At 35.5% G+C, this 7,540-nt stretch carries 6 protein-coding genes; all 6 read left to right on the top strand.

Annotated features, from left to right (window positions below):
• Positions 1-333: 333 nt before the first annotated feature.
• Positions 334-1,170 (top strand): hypothetical protein, encoded by an 837-nt coding sequence (locus IEV85_RS04790; RefSeq protein WP_188460700.1) that lies wholly within the window; start codon positions 334-336, stop codon positions 1,168-1,170.
• Positions 1,171-1,412: 242 nt separating this feature from the next.
• Positions 1,413-2,543: an epoxide hydrolase family protein gene (locus tag IEV85_RS04785; RefSeq protein ID WP_188460698.1), complete on the top strand. Its 1,131-nt coding sequence runs from the start codon at positions 1,413-1,415 to the stop codon at positions 2,541-2,543.
• Positions 2,544-3,824: 1,281 nt separating this feature from the next.
• Positions 3,825-4,502, top strand: coding sequence for a response regulator transcription factor (locus tag IEV85_RS04780; protein WP_188460696.1), 678 nt, complete (start codon positions 3,825-3,827; stop codon positions 4,500-4,502).
• Positions 4,499-5,785, top strand: a complete 1,287-nt coding sequence (locus tag IEV85_RS04775) for a sensor histidine kinase (protein ID WP_188460694.1) — start codon at positions 4,499-4,501, stop codon at positions 5,783-5,785. The genes IEV85_RS04780 and IEV85_RS04775 overlap by 4 nt, the downstream gene beginning before the upstream one ends.
• A gap of 78 nt (positions 5,786-5,863) precedes the next feature.
• Positions 5,864-6,310: a PepSY-like domain-containing protein gene (locus IEV85_RS04770; RefSeq protein WP_188460692.1), complete on the top strand. Its 447-nt coding sequence runs from the start codon at positions 5,864-5,866 to the stop codon at positions 6,308-6,310.
• A complete protein-coding gene (locus tag IEV85_RS04765; RefSeq protein WP_188460689.1) occupies positions 6,310-7,485 on the top strand; it encodes a porin in 1,176 nt (391 codons plus the stop codon). The genes IEV85_RS04770 and IEV85_RS04765 overlap by 1 nt, the downstream gene beginning before the upstream one ends.
• Positions 7,486-7,540: the final 55 nt, after the last annotated feature.

The raw sequence follows: 7,540 nt of genomic DNA, 5'->3' as shown, positions 1-7,540 counted from the left end.
GTTATCGAATTCCTTTAAAATCCGTGCGATTTGTTGTGGTGAAAATTTACTCTTCTTCATAACTACTGTTTAAAATTAATAAATATTTCTATACTTTTAAACAGTTCGGTTTTAAGGGAAGCTTACAATAGTAAATGTCAAGTCATAAACCATAAAAAGCTTCCGGAAATTTATTTTTAATACTACTTACTTTTAAGTGTTTTTTATTGCTTTTCGATGGAGTGTTAGGATTTGGTAAAGAAAGAAGTTATGTTCATGGCCTTAAAAAGCAAGGCGATAAAATATACTATGGTAATCTTGTTCGGATGTTATTGAGAATTATAATAATTGCCAATGGATACTAATCGAGATATTGAATTTGAAACTGATTATCGTAGATGGTTAGTTTTTAGTGAATCTGTTAATAATGCTAAACAACTAAAGAATCTAGAAAATGCATTAAACAAGAGAAAATCTACTAATGACATATCAGTTAAAAAAAAGAAAGATGGTTCAGCTTATGAATATTTTATTGTAGAAAATGGTAAGTCAAGTGGTCTCAAAATAAGTGAAGAAAATTATATTCAATTCCTTAACTATTTTCAAGAGCATTATGGTAGAAAAAAGATAGAAAATAAACCTTTTACTATAGACAAGCAAAAGTCATTGAAATATAGTAGTAATGGCTTTTCGAAGAGAAATTTAGGTCAAAAACAGATGTTTATATCCGTCCAAGAAGAGGGAGTAAGAATACCTTTTTTATTGGAAAAAATATCATCTTCGAACAAATTAAAACATTCTTTTACTTTTAGTTTATTAGCTCTGCTTGTTCTTCAAATCTTAATAATCCCAGGAAACTTTGGAGGGTTTAGCTTTGGGGATATTGGTACCTATACTTTTTTTGGCATAATGCTACTAATGTGGATTCTTAGCTTTTGGTCCTATTCAAAGTTATTCACCATGCAAAATTCCTATAAAGAAATATTTAGACTGACTGCTAGCTATTTTTCAATTCTGTGGCTAATAGCATTCTCTGAAATCATTATTATAACTGTTTTTGAAGGGAGATTTAATTTATGGTTTTCTTTATTTCTTTTGATTTTAGGTCAAATTTCGGGGTTAATAATTAGCCTTTTTGCAACTATGATCATGTATTTTATTAAAGGCGGAAAAGTTATCAATGTTAAATAAACTCTCTATAATATTCTATAATAAATCATAGCTGTTCAGTAGATTATTGTTTCTTTCGCTCTTTGTGGGAAGCTTGGTCAATCTGCAGAATTGACTTACTGTGTTAGAAAAAGTTAGCAAGCCAATCCTGCTGATTGCCTCGGAAGTAAACTAAAATTTTAGTACTTTTAATCAGCCTCGAATTCATACATTGGTGTTAACTACCATTTGAGCTGAAACAGAAAATTTTACAAATAACAACAATGATAAGACCATTTTCAGCCAATATTTCCGAAGAAATTCTTGATGACTTAAAAAATAGAATTAAAAATACACGCTGGCCAGATGAAATAGCTAACTCAAATTGGATTTACGGAACCAATCTTTCTTTTATGAAAGAATTATCCAATTATTGGCTGTACGAATTCAACTGGAGAAAAGTAGAAGCTGAAATAAATTCTTTTCCAAATTTCATTGCAACCATTGATGGTTATGATATTCACTTTATACACGTTGAAGGAAAAGGCAAAAAAAGAATTCCATTAATCATAACTCACGGTTGGCCGGGTTCCTTTATCGAAATGCTTAAGCTAATACCTTTGTTGACTAATGATGAAGAAATTTCTTTTGATTTAGTGATCCCTTCCCTTATTGGGTTTGGATATTCAGGGAAAAGTCAGGTTGAAGGCTGCAATTCGGAATTTGTGGCGCATTTATGGCACAAGTTAATGATGGAATTGGGATATGAAAAATACGGAGCACAAGGCGGAGATATTGGTTCCGGGGTTAGCTCTTGGCTCGCTTTAAAATATCCTCTCAACCTAATTGGTTTGCATCTAAATTACATTTCTGGCTCTTACAAACCATTTTTAAAAGACGGGGAGCAATTGACAGATGAAGTGGTAGCTTTCCAAAAATACGCATCAGAGTGGGCTTCTAAAGAAGCTGCATATTCATTTATACAAAGTACAAAGCCCATCACATTAGCCTTCGGATTAAATGACTCGCCAGTAGGATTATGTGCCTGGATTATTGAAAAATTTAATTCGTGGAGCGATAACAATGGGGAGATCAATTCTATATTTACAAAGGATGAATTACTTGCCAACATAACACTCTATTGGATGACTCAAACGATTCATTCATCCATCCGAATGTATAATGAAAACAGCAAACATCCCTTACAGTTTGGTGAAAATGATTATATAAAAATCCCTGTTGCATTTGCAAAATTCCCGAAAGAATTACCTACGCCACCACGTTCATATATCGAAAAAGGATTCAATATCACCCATTGGACTGAAATGCCGGCTGGTGGACATTTCGCAGCAATGGAGCAACCAGATTTGTTAGCAAAGGATATAAAAGATTTTTTTAAACAATTAGCTATTTAGAAAAATTTAATAACTTCAAAGGCACAGCTGCATGTCTAGATGTTATAGGGCACCTCCGGAAATGCAATTAGAACGTCATTCCCTTGCAGAAGGGAATCTGTTGATTTAAACCGCAGGTTTAAATGTTTGTAGTTAGAGGTGATAACAATGCTTTCGCATGGTTGAAAAGATTCCCGACAGCTTTCTCCGTTGCCCTACGAAAACTTCGGGAATGACGGTGTCTGATGGCATTGTACTTGGTTCAGGCAAAAGTGCAATCTGAAATTATGGGAGCTTAAATAGTATCTTTAAGGAAAAATAGAATTAGTAGGTTCCCGCTTAAATTGTGGTGCAGACTATTCCCTTTTTGCACAAGTGGCACCTTCAGAAATGAAATTAGAACGTCCCCGCTTAAATTGCGGGGCAGGCTATTCCCTTGCAACTTGTCCCGACCCTTATCGGGAGAAGGGAATCTGTTGATTTAAACCGCAGGTTTAAATGTTTGTAGTTAGAGGTGATAACAATGCTTTCGCATGGTTGAAAAGATTCCCGACAGCTTTCTCCGTTGCCCTACGAAAACTTCGGGAATGAAGGCATCTGATGGCATTGTACTTGGTTCAGGCAAAAGTGCAATCTGAAATTATGGGAGCTTAAATTGTATCTTTAAGGAAAAATAGAATTAGCAGGTTCCCGCTTAAATTGTGGTGCAGGCTATTCCCATCTTGCACAAGTGGCACCTCCGGAAATGCAATTAGAACGTCCCCGCTTTAATAGCGGGGCAGACTATTCCCTTGCAACTTGTCCCGACCCTTATCGGGAGAAGGGTATCTGTTGATTTTAAACCACAGGTTTTAATACTTTTAGTTAGAGGTGATAACAATGCTTTCGCATCGTTGAAAAGATTCCCGACAGTTTTCTCCGTTGCCCTACGAAAACTTCGGGAATGACGGCATCTGATGGCATTGTACTTGGTTCAGGCAAAAGGGCAATCTGAAATTATGGCAGCTTAAATAGTATCTTTAAGGAAAAATAGAATTAGTAGGTTCCCGCTTAAATTGTGGTGCAGACTATTCCCTTTTTGCACAAGTGGCACCTCCGGAAATGCAATTAGAACGTCCCCGCTTAAATTGCGGGGCAGGCTATTCCCTTGCAACTTGTCCCGACCCTTATCGGGAGAAGGGAATCTGTTGATTTAAACCGCAGGTTTAAATGTTTGTAGTTAGAGGTGATAACAATGCTTTCGCATCGTAAAATCTACAGCAATTCCCAATTCTTTCCCACATCTTACAGTAAATTTATGGCGTGAAAATTTTAGTAATCGAAGACGAACCACAGTTGCTTAGCAACATTAAAGAATCACTTGAAAAAGAAAAATTTCTCGTAGAAACCGCTAGTGATTATCATAGTGCCCTCGATAAGATTCTCATTTATGAGTACGACTGCATTTTACTTGATATTATGCTACCTAATGGCAGTGGACTAAATATTTTGGCAGAACTCAAAAAAGAGGATAAGAGCGAAAATGTAATCATTATCTCTGCAAAAGATTCCTTGGATGACAAATTGAAAGGACTGGAACTTGGAGCAGACGATTATCTTACCAAACCGTTTCACCTGGCGGAGCTTAACGCAAGGGTGAAAGCGGTTCTACGAAGACAAAGGTTAGAAGGCAAGAACACCATTGAGTTGGGCAATATCCTTTTAGATTTAACTGAAAGATCATTTCTTGTGAACAATCAAAGCATTCCTCTCAACAGAAAAGAGTTCGATATATTGAATTATTTTTTGCTCAACAAAAACCGACTGGTTACAAAATCTGCATTAGCTGAACACGTTTGGGGAGACAACTCTGATAATGCCGACAATTATGATTTTGTATATTACCAGATAAAAAACTTAAGAAAAAAGCTGCAATCATCTAAAGCAGAAATAGAAATTGAATCCATTTATGGCATCGGATACAAACTTGTTGCCTTATGAAGCTTCTTAACCAATCCATAAAATATTTATCCGTATCAATACTGGCAATTGTTACGGTTTGGGCCGTTATTTTTTATTTTAATATGCTTAATGAAATAAAAAGTAGCATTGACGAGGGGCTTGAAAATTATAAACGAATCATCATTCAAAATGCAGAAAAGGATTCAACCATACTTACAAAAAAATATTTTGACGAAAGTTTTTTCACTATTCAAAAAATTGATAAACAGCAGGCACTCTCAGTAAAAGATAAATATCTTGATACCATTCTATATATGCAGGATGCGGATGATGAAGCACCGGAACCAGAACCAGTCAGGATGCTCATTACCGCATTTGAACTAAACAATGAATATTACGAACTGAAAGTTGCCAACTCAATGGTAGAAGAAGACGATTTAATGAAAGAGCTTCTCTACGATATTATTTGGTTATACATTAGTTTGATAATTAGTATCATTTTCATCAACAATCTGGTCCTAAAAAAACTTTGGAAGCCTTTTTATGACCTTTTAAATCAGTTAAAGAAATACCGTTTGGGAAAAAGCCCGACTCTGCCCACTGTAAAAACCAAAACAAAGGAATTTAACGATTTACAAACTGCTGTAAATACATTGTTACTACATACTATCGAAGCCTATGAGCAGCAAAAACAATTCATAGGAAATGCCTCACACGAATTGCAAACACCTTTAGCAATTGTCACCAACAAATTAGAACTCCTGATTGAAGAGGGGAACCTTCAAAATAAGCAAGCCGAAAACATTGGAGAAATAATGAGTATTATTGAACGTCTGGTTCGTTTAAATAAATCATTGTTGTTATTGTCCAAAATAGAAAACAAACAGTTCTTAGACAATCAAAGTGTTTTATTTAATGAAGTGGTTCAAAAAAATATTAGTGATTTTGAGGAAATTGCCCACTTCAAAAATGTGAATCTTTCCTTCATTGAAACTGCGAAGTTATCTGTTCAAATGGATAGTTCACTTGCTAATGTGATTATCTCAAACCTATTAAAAAATGCTATTTTTCATAATGTTTCGAACGGGAGTGTATCAGTAGAAATTTCTGATAACCTTATCAAAGTAAGCAACACAAGTAACTCGCAAAAACTTGATGGGAATCTTATTTTTAATCGTTTTTATAAAACCAATAGTAATGCTAAGGGCACAGGTTTGGGCTTAGCCATTGTAAAAGCTATTGCAGATTTGTACAGTTTTAAGGTTTCTTATTCTTTTGATAACACTTTACATTCTTTTCAGATAGAATTTTCTCCTGAATAAACTCCATTCCCAAGTCTTTCCAGATTCGGGTCTTTCCTTTGTCTTGTAATTAAATGATTAACCTAAAAAAATCACAAGATGAAAAAGCAAATTTTAATTTTCGCAGTAATACTATTCATGGGATCGACTTTGCAGGCACAAGACATTCCGCAAAGCCAGGTGCCTTCAATTATTGTAAATGAATTCACAAGTAGATTTCCAAAAGCAACAGATGTGGAATGGGAAATGGATGGCAACTTTTACAATGTTGAGTTTGAAATTGGCTGGAACACAGATCACGAAGTATGGTACAATGCTGAAGGCAAAATGGTAAAGCACAAAGAAGATATTTCTAAAAGTGAATTACCTAAAGCAGTAAGTGACAGAATAGAAACAGACTTCAAAGGTTATTCTATTGATGATTTAGAACGCATAACCGACAATGGAAAAGTAGTCTATAAAATGGAGCTTAATGCACTAACTCAAACCGATTGGGATATTGTAATAGATTCAGAAGGTAAAGTATTAAGTAAAATAGCTGATTAATGCGTTTATTTCTGTCAGGTATCTTTGTGCTAGTGGTGAATTGTTCACTGCTGGCACAAGAAAAGAATAGTTCCCAAAAGTGGTATGAAAAGATCCACATTGGTGGATACATCCAGGTTCGCTATAATGGCTTATTTGAAACAAACCCTAATTTAAACTGTGAACAGTGTGATGAGAATTGGGGAGAAGAGGGTGGGGGACTTTCTTTCAGACGTGTCCGCTTTAAAATTAAGGGACAAATTTCACCTCGTTTATTTTTTTATTTTCAACCCGATTTTGCCAAGTCTATAGGCGAAGCACACCATGTAGGTCGCTTAAAAGATGCCTACATAGATGTTGGCTTGGATAAAAAGAATGAATTTCGTCTTAGAATCGGGCAAAGCAAAGTGCCTTTCGGGTTTGAAAATATGCAGTCGAGCAGTAATAGATTGCCACTAGATAGAAATGATGCCCTCAATAGCGCTGTAAAAGATGAGCGGGACCTTGGAATTTTCTTCTATTGGGCTACCCGGGAAAAAAGAGAACTTATAAAAGGCCTTAGAAAAGCAGGCTTAAGCGGTGGCGATTTTGGACTATTTGCATTGGGGTTTTACAATGGGCAAACTGCCAATCACTTTGATGAAAATGATGTATTCCATATTGTGACACGTTTTTCCTATCCTATAGAACTGGGGAATCAGGTAATAGAACCAGGCATACAGGCTTATTCAGGAAAATATGTTGTAACAGAGCATAGTTCAAATATTGATGTTAACACAGGTGGTTATACAGACCAGCGAGCAGCATTATCCTTTATACTCTATCCACAACCTTTCGGTATTCAGGCAGAATATAACTTTGGTAGGGGGCCGGAGTTTGATAAAGCCACCAATACCATTCAGGTTTCCCCTCTTCAGGGTGGATATGCTACATTTTCTTATTTTATAGAAAAATGGCATCAACAGTTTTATCCATTTATTCGCTTACAATTTTATGATGGTGGAAAAAAGCACGAGTTGGATGCTCGTAGTTATACTGTTAAAGATACTGAAATAGGAATCGAATGGCATCCAATACCTCATTTTGAATTATTAGCTGAATATACATTTTCAGATCGAAGATATGAAGATTTTGAAAACCCTGTTAACCATCAAAAAGGAAGACTAATGCGAATTCAGGCACAGTTGAAGTTTTAAAGAACAACCGATCAATAAGTACTTGCAAATGCTTGCCAGCGATTGTTGCTGGTCA

It is taken from the genome of Marivirga lumbricoides, from assembly GCF_014636295.1.
Classification (GTDB): Bacteria; Bacteroidota; Bacteroidia; order Cytophagales; family Cyclobacteriaceae; genus Marivirga; species Marivirga lumbricoides.
The sequence above is the reverse complement of the archived record's forward strand: the minus strand, read 5'-3'. Positions and strand labels throughout refer to the sequence as shown.